Source organism: Microbacterium sp. (assembly GCF_044340635.1).
GTDB lineage: Bacteria > Actinomycetota > Actinomycetes > Actinomycetales > Microbacteriaceae > Microbacterium.
The window spans coordinates 103024-120274 of record NZ_JBIITF010000009.1 but is presented as its reverse complement, the minus strand read 5'-3'; the positions used below and the strand labels follow the sequence as shown (position 1 = coordinate 120274).

17 protein-coding genes are annotated in these 17251 nt (G+C 69.1%); 3 read left to right on the top strand and 14 right to left on the bottom strand.

Going from position 1 to position 17251, the window contains the following annotated elements:
- Positions 1-31: 31 nt before the first annotated feature.
- The 4 genes from ACIQ0W_RS09785 to purL all read right to left on the bottom strand — a co-directional run bounded on the left by ACIQ0W_RS09785 (position 32) and on the right by purL (position 4891).
- Positions 32-1225, bottom strand: coding sequence for a MalY/PatB family protein (locus tag ACIQ0W_RS09785; RefSeq protein ID WP_396642614.1), 1194 nt, complete (start codon positions 1223-1225; stop codon positions 32-34).
- An 84-nt stretch (positions 1226-1309) separates the two neighbouring features.
- Positions 1310-2338: a hypothetical protein gene (locus ACIQ0W_RS09780; RefSeq protein ID WP_396642613.1), complete on the bottom strand. Its 1029-nt coding sequence runs from the start codon at positions 2336-2338 to the stop codon at positions 1310-1312.
- Between the two features lie 38 nt (positions 2339-2376).
- Positions 2377-2508, bottom strand: a complete 132-nt coding sequence (locus ACIQ0W_RS09775) for a hypothetical protein (RefSeq protein ID WP_396642612.1) — start codon at positions 2506-2508, stop codon at positions 2377-2379.
- Positions 2509-2515: 7 nt separating this feature from the next.
- Entirely contained in the window at positions 2516-4891 is a 2376-nt protein-coding gene (purL, locus tag ACIQ0W_RS09770; protein WP_396642611.1) for a phosphoribosylformylglycinamidine synthase subunit PurL, read from the bottom strand.
- 132 nt (positions 4892-5023) lie between these two features.
- Here purL and ACIQ0W_RS09765 point away from each other — a divergent pair, with 132 nt between their 5' ends.
- On the top strand, positions 5024-5419 hold the full coding sequence (locus ACIQ0W_RS09765; protein ID WP_396642610.1) for an ArsR/SmtB family transcription factor: 396 nt from the start codon (positions 5024-5026) through the stop codon (positions 5417-5419).
- Position 5420: 1 nt separating this feature from the next.
- Complete coding sequence (locus ACIQ0W_RS09760; protein WP_396642609.1) at positions 5421-6398, top strand: SRPBCC domain-containing protein; 978 nt, start codon at positions 5421-5423, stop codon at positions 6396-6398.
- 6 nt (positions 6399-6404) lie between these two features.
- Here ACIQ0W_RS09760 and ACIQ0W_RS09755 read toward each other — a convergent pair whose 3' ends face one another.
- From ACIQ0W_RS09755 to ACIQ0W_RS09715, 9 genes are all read right to left on the bottom strand, one after another.
- On the bottom strand, positions 6405-6665 hold the full coding sequence (locus ACIQ0W_RS09755; protein WP_396642607.1) for a Txe/YoeB family addiction module toxin: 261 nt from the start codon (positions 6663-6665) through the stop codon (positions 6405-6407).
- Positions 6662-6904, bottom strand: coding sequence for a type II toxin-antitoxin system Phd/YefM family antitoxin (locus ACIQ0W_RS09750; protein ID WP_396642606.1), 243 nt, complete (start codon positions 6902-6904; stop codon positions 6662-6664). Before ACIQ0W_RS09750 ends, ACIQ0W_RS09755 begins: the two co-directional genes overlap by 4 nt.
- Positions 6905-6984: 80 nt before the next feature.
- A complete protein-coding gene (locus ACIQ0W_RS09745; RefSeq protein ID WP_396642605.1) occupies positions 6985-7260 on the bottom strand; it encodes a hypothetical protein in 276 nt (91 codons plus the stop codon).
- A gap of 93 nt (positions 7261-7353) precedes the next feature.
- A complete protein-coding gene (sufU, locus tag ACIQ0W_RS09740; protein WP_396642604.1) occupies positions 7354-7794 on the bottom strand; it encodes a Fe-S cluster assembly sulfur transfer protein SufU in 441 nt (146 codons plus the stop codon).
- Complete coding sequence (locus tag ACIQ0W_RS09735) at positions 7791-9116, bottom strand: SufS family cysteine desulfurase (RefSeq protein WP_396642648.1); 1326 nt, start codon at positions 9114-9116, stop codon at positions 7791-7793. The genes sufU and ACIQ0W_RS09735 overlap by 4 nt, the downstream gene beginning before the upstream one ends.
- Positions 9117-9121: 5 nt before the next feature.
- Entirely contained in the window at positions 9122-11158 is a 2037-nt protein-coding gene (locus ACIQ0W_RS09730) for an APC family permease (protein WP_396642603.1), read from the bottom strand.
- A gap of 182 nt (positions 11159-11340) precedes the next feature.
- Positions 11341-12555: an amidohydrolase gene (locus ACIQ0W_RS09725; RefSeq protein ID WP_396642602.1), complete on the bottom strand. Its 1215-nt coding sequence runs from the start codon at positions 12553-12555 to the stop codon at positions 11341-11343.
- A 10-nt stretch (positions 12556-12565) separates the two neighbouring features.
- Positions 12566-13615 (bottom strand): LacI family DNA-binding transcriptional regulator, encoded by a 1050-nt coding sequence (locus ACIQ0W_RS09720; protein ID WP_396642601.1) that lies wholly within the window; start codon positions 13613-13615, stop codon positions 12566-12568.
- 9 nt (positions 13616-13624) lie between these two features.
- Positions 13625-15307 carry a glycoside hydrolase family 13 protein gene (locus ACIQ0W_RS09715; protein ID WP_396642600.1) on the bottom strand — a complete coding sequence of 561 codons (1683 nt, stop codon included), beginning with the start codon at positions 15305-15307 and terminating at the stop codon, positions 13625-13627.
- A gap of 61 nt (positions 15308-15368) precedes the next feature.
- Between ACIQ0W_RS09715 and ACIQ0W_RS09710 the strand changes: the two genes are divergently transcribed.
- Complete coding sequence (locus tag ACIQ0W_RS09710; RefSeq protein WP_396642647.1) at positions 15369-15893, top strand: adenine phosphoribosyltransferase; 525 nt, start codon at positions 15369-15371, stop codon at positions 15891-15893.
- A 160-nt stretch (positions 15894-16053) separates the two neighbouring features.
- On the opposite strand, the gene hpxO is transcribed toward ACIQ0W_RS09710, so the two are convergent.
- Complete coding sequence (gene hpxO / locus ACIQ0W_RS09705; protein WP_396642598.1) at positions 16054-17247, bottom strand: FAD-dependent urate hydroxylase HpxO; 1194 nt, start codon at positions 17245-17247, stop codon at positions 16054-16056.
- Positions 17248-17251: the final 4 nt, after the last annotated feature.

Sequence of the window (17251 nt, the reverse complement as noted above, 5' to 3'; positions counted from 1 at the left end):
GCTACGCGCGAGACGCCACCCCAGGCCTGCTTCAGGCCGCGCCGGCCTCCGGCTCAGCTCGCTCGGCGTGGCGTTCCAACGCCCGCGAGATCCGCATGATCGCCTCGCGCATGATCGGCCGGGGCATCGCGAAGACGAATCTCGTGTACCCGATGCCGGCCACGCCGCACGCCGCGCCGTCCGTCATCGCGACGCCTGCTTGTTCGCGGAACCATTCCCCGAGGTCGCCCTCGAGTCCGGTCTGACGGAAGTCCAGCATCGCGATGTAGCTTCCCTCCGGCTTGATCAGCCGTACCCCGGGGAGGTGCTCGGCGACGAGTTGCTCGAGGAGCTGACGATTGCCATCGAGGTACTCGACGATGTTCCCGAGCCACTGACCCCCGGCCGAGTAGGCCGCCGTGTTCGCGAGGACGCCGAGTGTCGCCGTGCCGTGGCCCGCCCACATGCCGAATGTCTCCCACCGTGCAGCATCCTCGTCATTCGACAGGATGACCTGCGCGCACTTGAGCCCGGCGAGGTTCCAGGCCTTCGAGGCCGATGCCGCCGTGATCGTGTGCGAAGCGGCTGCTTCGGAAACGGAGGCGTAAGGAATGTGCTGAGCCGAGCCATAGACGACCGGGGCGTGGATCTCATCGGAGAAGACCCGGCCACCCGCGGCGGCCACCGTTTCGGCCACCTGGATCAGCTCGTCGCGCGTCGAAACCGTGCCCAACGGGTTGTGCGGGTTGCAGAGCACGAACAGCTCACCCCCGTCTTCGAAGGCGGCTCGCACCCCGTCGTGATCGATGACCCAGCGGCCGTCGATCTCGATGCTCGGCACCTCGATCACGCGACGCCCGAGCAGCGGAGGAACCATCAAGAACGGCATGTAGGCCGGGGTGGGGACGATGATCGCGGAGTCCGGCCTCGTGAAGTGCTTGATCGTGAGCTCGAACGCGGCGATGACATCCGGCACGTGGTGGACGCGCTCCGGGGGGAACCGCCACCCGTACCGGTCGGCATACCAATCCGAGGTCGCGCGCGCCAGGTCGTCGGAGAGCTGCGTCGGCAGGTACCCGGTGAGGCCCCTATCGAGAGCCGTCGTCAGGGCGTCCTTGATGGGCGGGGCGAGCCCGAAATCCATCTCGGCGACCCACGCCCCGATCATGCCCGGAAAATTCGTCCACTTGACGCTTCCGGTTCTCCGGAGATCATCCTCTGTGAGGGCATCGAAATCGAGGGCCAAGGCAGTCTCTTCTCTCGTCGGGGCATCGCTGAGGGCTTCAGCGTGGGATTCCGTTTCAGCATTCCCCCCAGTCTCCTGAGCGTCTCAGTCGGCTGAACGTCGCGGAATCGGCCAGATCGGATTCCGTTTATCGGGTGGGGGCGGGGCGCCGTCCGACGCAGCCTCACGAGGTGACGAGTCGGTCGGGGCCTGCGACGGGGGTGGCGCGGAGGCGGGCCGGGGCGGGGCGTCCGGAGCCGACGGGTTGTCATCGGTCCGTGGGTTTCTTTTCGCAGCGCGCCAGATGGTGTCGCGCGCGGACTCGGTCGCTGCCGCCGCTGCCGTGACCGCCGCCGCGCGGGCGTTCTCGACGAGGTCATCCCAGGCGCCGCGCAATTGCGGCGGAACGTTGGAGCCCACTCCCGGATCGGATGCGGCACCCGGCGGACGACCGGATGCCCCTGCCGCACGCCATGCGGCCGCCTCGGCGGTGTGGAACGCGGCCTCGAGCTCGGTCACCGCGGTGCGGTACCGCGCAAACTCTTCGGGCGTCAGCGTGGGCTTGCCGGGGCGCGGCCGGAGCCAGCGGGCGGTGTCCATCGCGGTGAGCAGTGCCGCCGTCGCCGGCACCCGCGCATCGCTCATCGTGGGGAAGGCGATCGCTTTGGCCGGGTCCGTCTCGTAGGCCATCCAGCTCGACAGCACCGCGTCGTGTTCGGCCACGAGCCGCGAGAGCGGAAGGTGTTCGTCGCCCCGAGGCATCCGGCGCATCAGCGCTTTGGCCGCTTTGACCTGAACGCGGCGGCCGCGCAGCCCGGTCTGCGCCGATCGCAGCTCGCGCTGAGCCTCGCTCACCGCATGCCGGGCGGCCTCGATTTCGCCGACCGACCCGCGCCCACTCTGGCGCGCACTTTTCGCGACCAGCAGCGTCGCCTGCGCGCTCTTCGCCTGGGCTCGGGCGGTGAACAGGCGCACCCGCGCCACCGCCAGTTCGTGCTTCGCGCCGGCGTACTCGAGCGCCCGCGCGCGCTGCCGACGGCCATAGCGAATCCCGGCGAATGACGCCGCACCCCCCGCGATCACGGTGGGCCCCAGCCACCAGAACTCCGCGGCCAACGCGAAGAAAGGGTCCATCCCGCCATGCTAACCGTGCGCCCTGAACGCGCCGCGGGTCAGCCGAAGATGAGCGCCAGAACCGTCGCGCCGCCGCCGGTCACGAGCAGCGCGATGATCACGACCCACGCCACGACACGGACACGCTTTTGACGCTTGTCGCCGTAGCTCTCTAGTTCGTCGTTCGACATGTCGCTCCTACGCCATCGGGGGAGTGGTCGGGGCTTCGAACTCGCCGATCGTCGCGCCGAATGCGGCGGGCAGGGTGCCGCGCCAGAGCCGGTTCAACTCGTCGATACCCATCGTGAAGACATCCTGGATCTCGAGCTCAGCGCCGCGGGCCGGTGCGATGTCTGTCACACCGATGCGCAGCACCGGGTATCCGCGGCCTTCGCACAGCCCCTGGAACTTGACATCGTCCTCGCGCGGGACGCTCACCAGCACGCGACCGGTGGACTCCGAGAACAGTGCTGCCGAGGCGTCCACGCCGTCGCGCTCGATGATCTCGCGCAGCCAGACGCGCGCGCCGACGCCGAAGCGGATCACGCTCTCGGCGAGTGCCTGCGCCAGGCCGCCGCCCGACAGGTCGTGGGCGCTGGAGATGAGCCCCTGCTGGGATGCGGCGCGCAGCAGCTCGGCGAGAGTCTTCTCGTTGCTGAGGTTGACGCGCGGGGGCCGGCCGCCGAGGTGATCGTGCACGACGTCTGCCCACTCGGAGCCGCTGAGCTCCGTGGACGTGACACCGAGGAGGTAGATGTTCTCGCCCTGGTCCTGCCACCCGCTCGGCACGCGACGCGCGACGTCGTCGATGACACCCAGCACCCCGACGACAGGGGTCGGATAGATCGGCTGGTCACCGGTCTGGTTGTAGAAGCTGACGTTTCCGCCCGTGACGGGGATCTCGAGTTCGCGGCAGGCGTCGGCGATGCCCTGCACCGACCGCTGGAACTGCCACATGACCTCGGGGTTCTCGGGGCTGCCGAAGTTCAGGCAGTCCGTGACCGCCGTCGGAACCGCGCCCGCGACAGCGACGTTGCGGTACGCCTCGGCGACCGCGTGCCGCGCGCCCTCGTAGGGATCGAGCTGGCAGAAGCGGCTGTCGCAGTCGGTCGCGATCGCAAAGCCCAGGCCCGACTCCTCATCGACGCGGATCATGCCGGCGTCGTCGGGGAAGGCGAGGGCCGTGTTGCCCATGACGTAGTAGTCGTACTGGTTCGTCACCCATGACTTGTCGGCCAGGTTCGGGCTCGACAGAAGCTGGGAGAACTGTTTGCGGAGCGTCTCGGCGTCGGTCGCGCGGGGCAGGGCGCTCGCCGAGTCCTCCTGCAGTGCGTCGATCCAGGCCGGGTATGCGACGGGGCGCTCGTAGACCGGGCCGTCGACGGCGACCGTCGCGGGGTCGACGTTGACGATCTCGTGGCCGTGCCAGTGGATGACGAGGCGCCCGTCACCCGTGACCTCGCCCAGCACGCTCGTCTCGACATCCCACTTGCCCGTCACCGCGAGGAACGCGTCGAGCTTCTCGGGGGCGACGATCGCCATCATGCGCTCCTGCGACTCCGACATGAGGATCTCTTCGGGGCTCAGCCGCGGGTCGCGCAGCAGCACCTCTTCGAGGTCGACCTTCATGCCCGATCCGCCGTTGGCGGCAAGCTCGCTGGTCGCGCACGAGATTCCTGCGGCGCCGAGGTCCTGGATGGCTTCGACCAGCTCGTCGCGGTAGAGCTCGAGGCAGCACTCGATCAGCACCTTCTCGGCGAACGGGTCGCCGACCTGCACGGCGGGCCGCTTGGTGGGGCCGCCGTCGGCGAACGTGTCGGAGGCGAGGATGGATGCTCCGCCGATGCCGTCGCCGCCCGTGCGGGCACCGAACAGCACGACCTTGTTGCCCGTGCCGCTCGCGTTGGCGAGCTTGATGTCCTCGTGACGCATGACGCCGACGGCGAGGGCGTTGACGAGCGGGTTGCCCTGGTACACCGAGTCGAAGAACGTCTCGCCACCGATGTTGGGCAGGCCGAGGCAGTTGCCGTAGAACGAGATGCCGCTGACGACGCCGTGCACGACGCGGGCCGTGTCGGGGTGGTCGATCGCACCGAACCGCAGCTGGTCCATGACGGCGACGGGGCGGGCACCCATCGAGATGATGTCGCGAACGATGCCGCCGACGCCGGTTGCCGCACCCTGGAAGGGCTCGATGTAGCTCGGGTGGTTGTGCGACTCGACCTTGAAGGTCACGGCCCATCCGTCGCCCACGTCGACGACGCCGGCGTTCTGGCCCATGCCGACCATGAGCTTCTCGCGCATCTTGTCGGTCATCTGACGCCCGAACTCGCGCAGGTAGATCTTGCTCGACTTGTACGAGCAGTGCTCGGACCACATCACCGAGTACATCGCGAGCTCGGAGCTGGTGGGACGCCGACCGAGGATCTCGCGGATGCGGTCGTACTCGTCGGGTTTGAGGCCGAGGGCCGCGAAAGGCTGGGTCCGCTCGGGGGTCGCCGCGGCGTTCTCGACGGTGTCGACGGCGGGCGTCGCTGCGGCGTTCGGGGTGGCGTTCTGGGTGGCTGTCGTCACGCGGCTGAGCTCCAAAAATCGCGGGATGCCGGACCCGCCCAGTCTAGCCGGGGGTTCGGGCGGGCTCTGCTGTCACAGGGTCACGAACGAACCTCTTGACGACGCCGAGCGATGGCGCTAACGTACAACCAAATGGTTGCACAACGAACGCAGGGCGAAGCGAGCGAGCTGAGCGATGACGAGATCGACCGGGTGTTCCAGGCGCTCGCCGCGGCGACGCGCCGAGACATCCTGCGCCGCACGATCCAGCACGAGCAGTCGATCTCGACGCTCGCCCAGGACTACGACATGTCGTTCGCAGCCGTGCAGAAGCACATCGGCGTCCTCGAGGCCGCTGGGCTCGTCATCAAGCGGGCCGAGGGTCGCGAGCGCCTCGTGCGGGCGGACCCCACGATGATCGCCCGCGCCCGCGCGCTGCTCGCCCGCTACGAAGAGCTCTGGCGTGCGCGGATCGACCGCCTCGATCTGTTGCTCGCCGCATCGCCTCGAACCGATCCGAAAACCGACCCGCACAGAGAAAGAGAGTGACATGCCCGTCACCGACGTCACCACCGACCCCGAAGCGCTGACGATGACGCTTGTCGCCGACTTCGCGGCCCCCGTCGAGCGCGTGTGGACCGCGTTCACGGATCCGAGCCAGCTGGAGCTTTTCTGGGGACCTCCGGGATGGCCCGCGACGTTCACCGAGTTCGACTTGCAGATCGGCGGGCGGGCGCAGTACCGCATGACCGGGCCGAACGGTGATGCGCCCCGGGCCGCGTGGGAGTTCATCGGGATCGATGCCCCGCATCGGCTCGAGGTGATCGACAGCTTCGTCGGCGAGGACGGCGAGGTCGATCCGGAGATGCCGTCGATGCGCATGATCCTGACGTTCGATGAGACCCCGAGCGGGACGCGAGTGACCAATACGACGCACTTCGCCTCCCACGAGGCGCTCGAGCAGATGGTCGCGATGGGGATGGTGGAAGGCTCGACCATGGCGATGAGTCAGCTGGACCGCGTGCTCGAGGGATTGCGCGCCTACGCGCAGGGCAAGGGCACCCAGACCGAACTGCTGGACGACACGCACGTGAGCATCACGCGCCTGATCGAGGGTCCGCGCGACCTGGTCTGGCGGGCGCACACCGAGCCTGAGCTCATGAAGCAGTGGCTGCTGGGCCCGGATGGTTGGCAGATGACGGTGTGCGAGGTCGACCCGCGTGTCGGCGGACGCTACCGCTATGCGTGGGCGCCCGACGAGGGCGTCGAGGGTGCGCCGTTCGGGTTCGACGGCGAGACGCTCGTGCTCGAAGCGCCTCGACGCTCGGTCACGACCGAGCACATGACCGACACCGACTTCCCGTCGACCCTGAACGATCTGTCGCTGAGTGAAGAGGACGGCGCCACGCTGATCACGGTGCTGATCGAGTACCCCGACAAGGACACCCGCGACATGGTGCTCGCGACGGGGATGACGGACGGCATGGAGACGAGCTACGCCCGCCTCGAGAACCTGATCGCGAGGTAGGCCGGGTCAGTAGTGATAGCGCGCCTGCAGCACGATCACGTGGTCATCCGTCACCAGGTAAACCAGGCGGTTGACGTCGTCAATCCGTCTCGACCATGCCCCCGACAGGATGTGCTTGAGTGGCTCAGGCTTGCCGATGCCGGCGAAGGGGTCGCGGAGAACATCGGTGATCAAAGCGTTGACGCGGCGGAGGGTCTTGCGATCCTCGCGCTGCCACGACAGGTAGTCCTCCCACCCATGCCGGTCGAAGGCGAGAGTGCGACTCACGCGTCGGCGAGATCGTGCTGCTCGATGTCGCTGCGGCGGGCGCGTTCGAGGGCCGACAAGAGGCGCTCGGCATTGGCGGGGTGGCGGAGCAGATAGGCGGTCTCGGTCATCGCGTCGTAATCGGCCTTCGACAGGATGACCGCGTTGCCATGTCGCGAGACGACCTCGACGGCCGTGTGATCTTCGTTGACCTGCTGGATCAGGCCGAAGAGCGTCTTGCGTGCTTCAGAGGCAGACATCGCGGCCATGGTGATCCTCTCGAGTGGTACGAAATACGGTACCACTCGAGATCGCGGCATCCGTCTGTTCACACCGAACCTCACGCCGCGGCGGGCAGGTCGTCCATGAGGTTCGCAAAGCGGTGCGCGAAGAGTTCGACAACGGGCAGGGTGCCCAGGTCCTCGGTGGTCGCGAGTTCGTCGGGGTGATCCGGCAGTTCGTCGCAGGGCATCACCGGTCCGGTTGGGCGGTCATCCTCGTCCAGGAAGAAGAGCCAGATTTGGGGATGGGTGGCGCCGATCAGCAGCTCGAACAGCCAGTGTTCGAGAGCTATGTCGTCGCGCATCGGCGGGGTGTCAGCGGGTCCTGTGGGCATGCGCCCAGCGTGGCGGGCGGGGTCGATCCGACGCGCGCGGTGGGCGGAATCGGTGGACAACTGCGCCCGCGCTGCGGTGGGGAGGAGACGACGTTACGCGCGGGCGAGCGCGTCTTCGAGGGCAACCCACGCGAGCATCGCGCACTTGACCCGCGCCGTGTACTTCGAGACGCCCGAGAGCGCCGCGGCGTCGCCGTAGTCCTCGATGTCGAGCTCGAGCTTGCCGCGCGAGCGCATGGCCTCGCGGAATCCGTCGACGAGTGCGGATGCCTCGGCCCCGGGCATCCCGGCGACCAGGTCCGACAGCATCGACGCGGACGCCTGCGAGATCGAGCAGCCCGCGCCCTCCCACGTCGCGTCGCGGATCGCGCCCGCGTCGTCGAGCCGCACGCGCAGCGTCAGTTCGTCTCCGCAGATCGGGTTGCGCTGGTACGACGAGGCGTTTGCCCCCTCTTCGGCGGCGAGGGGGGTGCCGTGCGGATGCTTCGAGTGATCGAGGATCAGCTCCTGGTACAGCGACTCGAGCCCGCTCATCGGGTGCCCTCCACGCCGAAGAACGAGCGGACACCCGAAAGGGCGTCCAGGAAGATGTCGACCTCGTCCTCGGTGTTGTAGAACGCCGCGCTCGCGCGGACCGTCGCCGTCAACCCGAAACGTCGGTGCAGCGGCTGGGCGCAGTGATGGCCGACGCGCACGGCCACGCCGCGCGCATCGAGGAACTGGCCCACGTCGTGCGCGTGCACCCCGTCGACATCGAATGCGGCAAGAGCGACCCTTTCGACGCCGGCGGCGTCGCCGAGCATCCGCACCCCGCCGACTTCGCGAAGTCCCTCGCGCAGGCGTCGCTCGAGCGATGCCTCGCGTGCCGCGATCGCGTCGTGCCCGAGGTTGCCGAGGTACCGCACGGCCGCCGCGAGGCCGATCGCCTGCGACACGGGCTGAGTGCCCGCCTCGAAGCGCTGAGGCGGAGGCAGGTACTCCGCCGAATCGAGGGTGACGGTCGTGATCATCGAGCCGCCGGTGAGGAACGGCGGCATGGCCTCGAGCACCTCCGCCTTGCCGTACAGAGCGCCGACGCCGTAGGGACCGAAGACCTTGTGGCCCGAGAACACGGCGAGATCCACGTCGAGGGTCGGCAGATCGAGTGCGAGGTGCGGAGCGGACTGGCACGCGTCGAGCACCGTGAGGGCGCCCACCGAACGGGCCATGCCGACGAGCGCATCGACCGGGTTGACGAGGCCCAGCACGTTCGAGACGTGCGGGAAGGCGACGATCCGCGTGCGCGATCCGATGATTCCGGCCGCGGCCTCGAGATCGATCCGCCCATCGTCGAGAACCGGAATATGCCGCAGCGAGGCTCCCGTCCGCGATGCGAGCTCCTGCCACGGGATCAGGTTGGCGTGGTGTTCGGACTCCGTCACGACGATCTCGTCACCGGCGGCAAGGGCGAGCCTGTCGGCGGCCTTCCCGCCTCGTCCGAGGGATGCATTCCCGATCGAGTATGCGATCAGGTTGAGGCCGGCCGTCGCGCCGGATGTCCACACGATCGACTCGGGTTCGGCCCCGACTAAATCGGCGACCGCGAACCGTGCGTCCTCGAAAGCCTCGGTGGCGTCCGCGGCGAGCGTGTGCGCACCGCGGTGCACGGCCGCGTTTCCGTGCGCGAGGAAGGATGCCTCGGAGTCGAGAACGCCGCGCGGCTTCTGGCTCGTCGCAGCCGAGTCGAGGTACACCAGCGGCGAGTCGTTCACCCGCTCGGCGAGGATCGGGAAGTCGGCGCGGATCGACGCGATGTCGAGGGGCCTTGCGTCGAAGGACCCTCCGTCGGAGGACCTCGCATCGAGGGGTTCGGCCAGGTGTTTCACTCCTCCAGGCTACGCCGCGCGATCCGTTCCGAGGCCTCCCGGGGCAAGCCGGTGCGGTCGCCGCCCGGAAGGGGGCGGGAGCGGCGGCCGTAGATGATCTCGGTCGAATCGAGCAGCCACGGTACGAGCGTGATCGTCACGCCGTGCACCAGCATCAGGTCGTGCGCGATCCGGCTGGCCCGCCGGTTGTGCAGGAAGCTCTCCCACCAGTGCCCCACGATGTACTGCGGCAGGTACACCGTGATGACGGCGGAGCCGTACTTCTTCCGGTACGCCTGGATGAACTCCCGCACGGGGTGGGCGAAGGTGCGGTACGGCGAGTCGACGATGACGAGGGGCACGGGCACCCGGTGCTCGAACCACTCGGTCTGCAGGTGGTCGGTGGACTCGGGGTCGACCGAGACGTGGACGGCCAGGGTCTTGTCGTGCTTGGCCGCGATCGCGTAGTCGATCGCCTTGATGACGGGCTTCTGCAGGCGCCCCACCAGCACGATCGCCGCGTCTCCCTGTGACCCGAAGTGCGTCGTGTCGTCGAGCTCGATCTCGTGCTCGACATCCCGGTAGTAGCGGTTCACGCCGATCATCAGCGTCGCCAGGATCGGGATCAGGAGGAAGACGATCCAGGCGCCGTGCGTGAACTTCGTGATCGTGACGATGATGAGCACGAAGACGGTCAGCGCCGCCCCGGCGCCGTTGATCACGAGTCCGACCCGCGCGGCCCGCAGGTCGGAGCCCGAAGCCCCGGTGCGGATCGCCCGGCGCCAGTGCCGGATCATGCCAATCTGACCGAGCGAGAACGAGACGAACACGCCGATGATGTAGAGCTGGATGAGGCTGGTCAGGCTCGCCTGGTAGATCACCAGGATCACGATCGCGGCGAGACCGAGGGCGATCATCCCGTTCGAGAAAACCAGTCGGTCGCCCCTGGTGTTCAGGGACTTGGGGGCGTACCCGTCGCGGGCGAGCACGGCGCCCAGCAGGGGGAAGCCGTTGAAAGCGGTGTTCGCGGCGAGCAACAGGACGCACGCCGTGGCCGCCTGGATGATGAAGAACGGGATGCTCCCCATCCCGAACGTGGCGCTCGCGACCTGAGCCATCAGGCTCGGCTGCGGCGTCGTCTCGCAGTCGAACCCGATCAGGTTGCACGGGTTCTCGGAGTAGTGCACCTGCGCGAACAGGGCGAGGGCGGTCAGGCCCGCGAACAGGAGGATCGCGATGCCGCCCATGAGCGACAGGGTCGCCTGCGCATTCTTCACCTTCGGCTGGCGGAAGGCGGGTACGCCGTTCGAGACGGCCTCGACGCCCGTGAGGGCGGAGCATCCGCTCGAGAAGGCGCGCAGCACGAGAAGGATGACGGCCGCCTGCGAGAGATCCTCGGCCTGCACGGCGAATTCGGCGCTCGACGCGATGGGCGGGTCGCCGAGCGCGACGCGAGCCAGGCCGACGACGATCATGACGGCGACCGATCCGATGAACACGTAGGTCGGGATCGCGAACGCCTTGCTCGACTCGCGCACGCCGCGGAGATTCACCGCCATGATCAACACGACGAATCCGACGGCGAACTCGATGCGCCACGGGTTGAGCTCGGGGATCGCCGAGATGATGTTGTCGACGCCGGAGGCGATCGAGACGGCCACCGTCAGCACGTAGTCCACGAGCAGGGCGGATGCCACGACCACCGCGGCCGGCTCGCCGAGGTTCTTCGACGCGACCTCGTAGTCGCCACCGCCCGACGGATAGGCCTTGATGAGCTGCCGGTAGCTGACGACGACCACGATCAGAAGGGCCACGACCGCCGCCGCGACGCCCGGACTGAAGGCGAGGAACGCCAGGCCGCCCGTCAGCAGGATCATCAGGAGCTCCTGCGGCGCGTACGCGACGGACGACAGCGCGTCCGAGGCGAAGATCGGCAGGGCCCGGCGCTTGGGCAGCAGCTGGCCGTCGAGCTGTTCGGTATGGAGGGGTTCGCCGATGATCCAGCGCTTCACGGCGGGAGAGCTGGCGCCCTCGCCGCGACTGTCGTTTGCCACGAGCGGCGACACTACGCCCGCGGTGGGTTGCGTGCAAGCGCCAAGATCATGTGTCGGGGCGGCACGCTCACCGACCGGACACAACTCCGGTAGAACTGCGAGGCCAAGGCTCAGTTCTCGTCCGCTGGGACGCTGACCGACACACCCTCCGGAGTATTGTCCACTCGCTGTCGAAAATCGGCTCAGGCCAGAAACTCCCGCGCCGCGACCGTGAGGGTCTGCACGCCGTTGCGCAGCGTCGGCTGCAGAAGGGGCGCGAAGAACGGCGAATGATTGGTGGGGATGTCCCGCTCGATCGCACCCTCGGCCTGCGCGCGCATGTAGACCGCGGGGTCGACGCCGCCCCAGAACCAGAACACCAGCGGAACACCCGCCTCGCGGGCGAACCACGAGACATCCTCGCTGCCGGTGAACATGCCGGGATCGAGCACCGTGCCCGCGCCGATCTCGCGATCGAAGGCGGCCGTCAGGCGGGCCGTCGCGTCCGGGTCGTTGATCGTCGGCGGCAGGGTGTGGTCGGTCTCGATCGTCGGGGGGAGGGGCGCATCGGATGCGGCGGCCTCGGCGCGGACGACCCGTTCGACCTTCTCGAGCACCCGCGTACGGGACTCGTCGTGCGCGTAGCGCAAGCTGAGTTCGAGCCGTGCCTCGGCTGGGATGATGTTGTGCTTGAGGCCGGCATGGATCGACCCGACGGTCACGACGGCCATCTCGCGCGGGTCGATCTCGCGCGAGACGATGCCCTGCAGACGCATGATGGTCGCCGCGGCCATGACGATCGGATCGACCGTCGCGTGGGGGCGCGAGCCGTGCCCGCCGCGGCCGTAAAGCGTGATCGTGAGCCCGTCCGACGCGGCCATCTGCGTACCCGGCCGGACCCCGACGACCCCCGTGGGCAACGGGGTCACGTGCTGCCCGAGCACGATGTCGGGGCGGGGGAAGCGGGTCAGCACACCGTCCGCGATCATCGCGCGGGCGCCGGCGCCGAACTCCTCCGCGGGCTGCATCACCACGACGATCGTTCCGGACCACTCGTCCCGGGTTGTGACCAGTTGCTCGATCGCGCCGATCATCGCGGCGACGTGCATGTCGTGCCCGCAGGCGTGCATAACGGGGACGTCCGTTCCCTGCGGGTTCAGCCCGCGTGCGCGGCTGGCATAGGGCAGGCCGGTCAGCTCCTCGACCGGGAGTCCGTCCATGTCGGCTCGGAGCCAGACGGTCCGCCCATCGCCGTTGCGCAGCACGCCCACGACACCGGTGCCGCCGACGCCCTCGGTGACCTCGAGGCCGAGATCGCGGAGGTGCCCCGCGCCGATCGCCGCCGTGCGGGTCTCCTGGAACGACAGTTCGGGATGCTCGTGCAGGTCGGTGTACAGCGCCTCGAGATCGATCGTCATGCGCCCGAGCCTACGTCGGTCGGATGGGAGGGCGGGGTGTGACCAGCGGAGGGGGAGCAGTCGACCCACGCACGACGAGCTCGAAGGGCAGGGGGGTGTGCGGGGGCGGCACATCCGTCGCCCGACCGGGCTCGAGGAGGTCCAGGACGAGCTCGGCGGCGCGTGAACCCTGCTCGCGGGGGAACTGGTCGATGCTCGTCAGACGGAAGTAGGCGCCGAGTTCATGCCCGTCCACACCGATGACCGACAGGTCCTCGGGAACGCGCAGGCCGCGGCCTCGCGCCGCCAGGATCGCCCCGACCGCCATCTCGTCGCTCGCGGCGAAGATCGCCGTCGGGCGCTCGCCCGGTGCGTCGAGCAGCCGGACCGCCGCGGCGTCGCCGCCGGCGATGGTGAAGTCGGATGCCTCGAAGAGCTCGTCTCGCGCACCGACCCCGGCCTCGGCGAGAGCGCGTTCGTAGCCGGAACGGCGCTGCGTGGGTACCCGGAAGTCCCTGTCGAACTCGGGCAGCGAACCGATGTGGGCGATCACCCGGTGACCGAGTCCGAGCAGATGCGCGGTAGCGGAGGCGCCGACGGCCTCGTCGTCGATCGCCAGGCTCGTCATGTGGCGGTGCGCGCCGCCGATGCGCACGATGGGCACGCAGAGCCCGGCGAGCGCATCGGACTCTGCCTCATCGAGGTCGATCGACACGGCGATCACGGCATCCACGCGTTGGCGCCGCAAGAACGTGCCGAACATCGCGCGACGGGCCTCGGCATCCTGACTCAACACGTAGAGGGTGATGTCGTAGCCCCGTCGCGCGAGCACGTCGGCGATGCCCCCGAGAACGGTGCTGAAGAACCACGGATCGAGCAACGGCAGCAGCACGCCGATACTGCGTGTACGGCCCGAGGCGAGGCTCGACGCCGACGCCTGGACGACATAGCCCAGGCGGTCGGCGGCCTGTTCCACCCGCATCCGCGTCGCCGACGAGACCCGACCGCGACCGCTCAGCGCGCGCGAGACGGTCGCGGTCGACACGCCCGCGGCACGGGCGACCTCGTCGATGCCGACCACGGGTCCGGCCTACTCGGCAGTCTCGAGCCAGACGGTCGTGTCCGAGCCGATCGCGCCGTCTTCGAGCGGGGCGCTCGCCAGCAGGACGCTCGCTCCGCCGGGAACCGGGACCGGCGTCTCGCCGACGTTGGCGATCACCGTGACGTCGCCGTTGCGGAACGCCAGCACGTTGTCGCCGAAGCCGTCCAGCCACTCGAGCTCTCCGGTGCCGAGCGCATGCGCACGCCGTTCCGACAGGGCGTGCCGGTAGACCGAGAGCGTCGAATCCGGCTGGTCGCGCTGCACGTCGCGGGCGAACTCCGCCCACTGCGCGGGCTGGGGCAACCAGGATGCGCCGGAACCGTTGAACCCGTACGACGCGCCGTCCGCGGTCCAGGGGATGGGCACGCGGCATCCGTCGCGTCCGTAACGCTCGCCGTCCGTGCGGAACCATGTCGGGTCCTGGCGGGCGTCGTCGGGCAGGTCGACGGCCTCCGGCAGGCCGAGCTCCTCGCCCTGATAGAGGTAGGCGGACCCGGGCAGCGCCAGCATCATGGTGCTCGCGGCGCGCGCGCGGCGCAGGCCGAGCTCGGGGATCGGCTGCACCTCGGACCGGGGCCCGATGCCGCTGCCCTGGGGGCTCTCGCCCGTCAGCGCGAGTCGTGAGGCGTGGCGGATCACGTCGTGGTTCGAGAGCACCCACGTGCTGGGGGCGCCCACAGCGCCGTAGGCCGCGAGTGACTCGGCGATGACGGCGCGCAGCTTTGGGGCGTTCCACGGGGTCTCGAGGTACTCGAAGTTGAAGGCCTGGTGCATCTCGTCGGGGCGCACCCACAGCGCGGTCTTGGCGGGCGAGGGCAGCCAAGCCTCGGCGGCCAGCGCTCGGTCCCCGTCATATTCCGCGAGCAGCACATGCCAATCGCGGTAGACCTCGTGCACGCCGGGCTGGCCCCAGTACGGCACATCGGCCTCTTCTCCGCCCATCGACGCGGCGTCGGCGGGCGGCGTATAGTCGGGCAGACCCTCCTTCTTGACCAGGCCGTGCGCGACGTCGACGCGGAACCCGTCGACCCCGCGGTCGAGCCAGAAGCGCAGCACGCCTCGGAAGCCTTCGCGGACCTCCTCGTTCGACCAGTCGAAGTCGGGCTGCGACGTGTCGAAGAGGTGCAGGTACCACTGACCCGGAGTGCCGTCCGCCTCCGCGATGCGCGTCCAGGCGGGGCCGCCGAAGACCGACTCCCAGTTGTTCGGCGGGAGCTCGCCGTTCTCGCCCTGACCGTCGCGGAACGTGTAGCGCGCACGCTCCGGACTGCCGGGAGCCGCCGCGAGCGCGGCCTGGAACCATTCGTGGCGGTCGGAGGAGTGGTTCGGGACGAGGTCGACGATCACACGGATGCCGCGGGCGTGTGCGCCCTCGAGCATCGCGTCGAAGTCGGCGAGGGTGCCGAAGATCGGGTCGACGTCGCAATAGTCGGCCACGTCGTATCCGGCATCCTTCTGCGGCGACGTCATGAACGGCGAGAGCCAGATCGCGTCGATGCCGAGCTCGAGCAGGTCGTCGAGCTTGGAGGTGATGCCGGGCAGGTCGCCGATGCCGTCGTTCGAGGCATCCGCGAACGAGCGCGGGTAGATCTGGTAGATGACGGCGGAGCGCCACCACTCGGATCCGGCGGCGGAGGGCAGGCGGGACTCGGGCTGCGCGAGAGAAGTCATCCGTCCACGCTAGTGCAAGCGCTTGCACGCCCGCGCGGGCGTTAGGGTGAACCCCGTGCAGATGCCCCAGCCCGACGCCCTTGTTCGCGCCGAGTCGCTCATCGCGGTGATCCCGGACTACCCGCAGCCGGGCATCCTGTTCCGCGACATCATGCCGCTGCTCGCGGACGCGCCCGCGTTGCGCGCGACGATCGACGCGCTGATCGAGCCCTTCGCGGGGCGGTACGACGTCGTAGCGGGGATCGAGGCGCGCGGATTCCTGCTCGCGGGGGCGGCGGCCATGGCGGCGGGTGTCGGCCTGATCCCCATCCGCAAGGCCGGCAAGCTGCCCCGGCCCGCGGCATCCGTCTCGTACGCGCTCGAATACGGCACGGCCGAGATCGAGGCGCACGACGACATGCCGGACGGCTCCCGAGTCCTGCTCCTCGACGACGTGCTGGCGACGGGCGGCACGATCGCGGCTGCGCGAGAGCTGGTCGAGAAGCTCGGGGGCACGGTCGCGGGCATGGCGGTTCTGCTCGAACTCGACGGCCTGGGCGGCCGGGATGGCGCGGGCTCCGACATCCACGCCGTCTTCCATGCCTGACTCTTCTGCGCTGCCTCGCTGATCCCCTCGGGCCTGCCCCGGACGCCGAAACACCTCTTCTGCGCCGAAACACCTCTCGCCGCTGGGTGTTTCGACGCGAAAGAGGTGTCTCGGGAGCCGGGAGCCGGGAGTCGGGAGCCGGAGCGGGACCGGCGGCGGGTCAGACCCGGACGCCTCCGCCGAGGTTGACCGGAGAATCCACGATGTTGCCGACGATGCCGCGAATGACCCCCGTGCCGTCCTCGGTGCGGAGCTGGTCGTACCACTCCTGGGTCGCCGCCACGTCGAAGGCGTGCGTTTCCCATGCGCGCTTGCGGGCCCGGATCACCAGGTCGCCCGCGCGCTCGGTACGCACCTGCTGGTACCGGAGCAACGTGTCTTCGACACCCAGCGTGTTGGTCGCGAACAGGATGCCGAGGGCGAAACTGTCCTCGAGCGCCGAGCACGCGCCCTGACCGATGTCGGGCGCCGTGTTGTGGGCCGCGTCGCCGAGGATCGCGACCCGGCCGTGCACCCAGGTCTCGAACGGGTCGATGTCCCAGATCTCGACGCGATTGAGCGAGACCGCCGGTTCGATCGAGTCGAGCAGCGCCTGCACGCCGGGGGCCCACCCCGCGAAGGCCTCGCGCAGCGGCGCGGCGCCCTCGGAACGGTCGTAGGGAACTCCGGCCGGCTGCGGCACGTCGACGAAGAAGTAGAACCGATCGCCCGCGACCGGCATCACGGCGCACCGCTTGCCGTCGGCGACGTACGTCGTCCACTGATCGAGGGGGCCGATGTCGGTGTGCGCCGGTACGAGTCCGTTGAAGTTCGTGTAGCCCGAGTACGTCCGCTCGATCGTCGGCTGTCCCAGCGCCGCAGTGACGTAGTCGCGGGTGATCGACCGTGCGCCATCCGCCCCGATCAGCATGTCGGCCGTGTCGGTCGATCCGTCCGCGAAGGTCGCCGTCACCCGAGTGCCGTCGTCGTCGATCCCGACGAGGCGCATGGACAGATGGATGCGGTCCATCCCCACGCGCTCCATCAGCAGCGCCTGCAGGTCGGCCCGCGCGATCGGGTAGGGCCGCTGCCCGGTCTGCGTGGTGACCGGCTCGAGGCTGAAGCGGCAGAGGGTCTCGCCGGTCTTGCCGTCGTAGTACGCCATGTCGTCCATCAGGCCCCCGAGGGCCGCGACCTCGTCGGCCAGTCCCAACCAGTTGAGCACCTTGACGCCGTTCGACCACAGCGACAGCGCAGCCCCGACCGGCTTGTTCTCACGCATCTGGTCGTACACGACGACGTCGTGCCCGAGACGTTGCAGCGCGATCGCGGCGCTCGTGCCGCCGATGCCGGCGCCGATGACGATGACCTTCACGTGA

Excerpts from the sequence above, each read along its gene's own strand:
- ACIQ0W_RS09780 (WP_396642613.1), bottom strand. The coding sequence starts at position 2,338 with ATGGACCCTTTCTTCGCGTTGGCCGCGGAGTTCTGGTGGCTGGGGCCC.
- ACIQ0W_RS09775 (WP_396642612.1), bottom strand. The coding sequence starts at position 2,508 with ATGTCGAACGACGAACTAGAGAGCTACGGCGACAAGCGTCAAAAGCGT.
- ACIQ0W_RS09765 (WP_396642610.1), top strand. The coding sequence starts at position 5,024 with ATGGTTGCACAACGAACGCAGGGCGAAGCGAGCGAGCTGAGCGATGAC.
- ACIQ0W_RS09760 (WP_396642609.1), top strand. The coding sequence starts at position 5,421 with ATGCCCGTCACCGACGTCACCACCGACCCCGAAGCGCTGACGATGACG.
- ACIQ0W_RS09750 (WP_396642606.1), bottom strand. The coding sequence starts at position 6,904 with ATGTCTGCCTCTGAAGCACGCAAGACGCTCTTCGGCCTGATCCAGCAG.
- ACIQ0W_RS09745 (WP_396642605.1), bottom strand. The coding sequence starts at position 7,260 with ATGCCCACAGGACCCGCTGACACCCCGCCGATGCGCGACGACATAGCT.
- sufU (WP_396642604.1), bottom strand. The coding sequence starts at position 7,794 with ATGAGCGGGCTCGAGTCGCTGTACCAGGAGCTGATCCTCGATCACTCG.
- ACIQ0W_RS09725 (WP_396642602.1), bottom strand. The coding sequence starts at position 12,555 with ATGACGATCGATCTCGAGGCGCTGTACACCGACCTGCACGAGCATCCC.
- ACIQ0W_RS09715 (WP_396642600.1), bottom strand. The coding sequence starts at position 15,307 with ATGACTTCTCTCGCGCAGCCCGAGTCCCGCCTGCCCTCCGCCGCCGGA.
- ACIQ0W_RS09710 (WP_396642647.1), top strand. The coding sequence starts at position 15,369 with ATGCCCCAGCCCGACGCCCTTGTTCGCGCCGAGTCGCTCATCGCGGTG.